The organism is Marinobacter sp., from assembly GCF_035268745.1.
In the GTDB taxonomy this organism is placed as follows: domain Bacteria; phylum Pseudomonadota; class Gammaproteobacteria; order Pseudomonadales; family Oleiphilaceae; genus Marinobacter.
The window spans coordinates 1-1241 of sequence record NZ_DATFKH010000171.1 but is presented as its reverse complement, the minus strand read 5'-3'; the positions used below and the strand labels follow the sequence as shown (position 1 = coordinate 1241).

Genomic DNA, 1241 nt, shown 5'->3' with positions numbered 1-1241 from the left:
TTAAACTGGGCGCCGGCGCAGGGCTCTTCAGCGGCTTTATGGATCAGTCGTTTGCACATGAGATCTTCAGCAACCCCGCGGCGTTCACGGCCGGATCAGGCTATCCCGCAGGCACCGCCAAACCAACCGGAAACGGTACCTATATTGTTAACGGCCGCTGGAAATATATCAGCGGAATTCATCACGCCACCCTTTTTACTGCCAACTGTATCGTCCAGGACGGCGCCAAAGCAGCTGAAGAACCTAACATCCGGGCGATGGCTTTTCTTCCCGGTGAAGTCCAAAAGCTCAACACCTGGAACGGCTATGGGCTCAAGGCATCAGCCAGTCACGATTTTGTAGTCAGCGATCTTGAAATCCCGGATAACCGGTCGTTTGTATTAACCCCCCGCACTGAGCATGAACATAAACCGCTTTTCAACTACCCGTTTATGGGCTACGCGCCGGCAGCCATCTCCTCTTCCGTCCTGGGCATGACCCTCTCATTTATCGATGAAGCGGAACAGCACGCAGGTCAGCCTGTGACTCTCCGGGAGGCAAGGGAAAAGCTGCAAAGCGAACGCAGATCCCTCCACGAAAGTGTCTCAAAACTCTGGGAGGAGTGCAGCGAAACTCTTCAGGGATCGCAGTCTACTATCGACCAGGTAAACAGAACCGCCAAAACCCTGACCCAAACCTGCCGTGAAACGGCGCTGGTGGTGTACAAGCTAAGCGGCATGAAGGTCCTCGATGAAACCACCCGCTTCAACCGGACCTGGCGCGATCTAATGACAGCCTCGCAGCATACAATGGTTCAGTAGGGTGTGAGATGTGACGTGGAATTGTAGAACTGTTGAACAGTTGAATTGATGCGCCATGTTAAAAAAACAAGTGTCCTTGTCGTCCCGAGCGCCTCATGTTTCCTAAAAACCGGGAAACACTATTTCAGAAGTGACAGGAATTATATCTCATATTTAGATCGGAGAGATCTCCTTGGGATAGCTTGGGGTTTTGATGGGACTTTGTTTGGGCTAGTTCTAAGTGCTGGGAGATGTCTCGGCTTCGGCCTGAAAAACAGGCCTTCGCTCGACATGACAGGGATTGTTTTTATAATAAGGGCGGCGCAAAACATTACCTGGTTCTACTTTCTCACTTAAAGCGCCGCGCCCTGCCCCAGATACTGCTTCTGTCATCTCGACCGGCGGCACGTGTTTTTGCGTGCCAGAGCGGAGAGATCTCCTTGTGTTGGTTTGGGGTTTTGA

The 1241-nt window shown here is 52.1% G+C and carries 2 protein-coding genes; one reads left to right on the top strand and one right to left on the bottom strand.

The features are described 5' to 3' along the window. The coding region (locus tag VJ956_RS12390) for a hypothetical protein (RefSeq protein ID WP_324085354.1) at positions 1-800 on the top strand (800 nt) is incomplete at its 5' end. A gap of 216 nt (positions 801-1016) precedes the next feature. Here the strand turns inward: VJ956_RS12390 and VJ956_RS12385 are convergent. Continuing rightward, a partial coding sequence (locus VJ956_RS12385) for a hypothetical protein (protein ID WP_324085353.1) occupies positions 1017-1241 on the bottom strand: 225 nt, incomplete at its 5' end.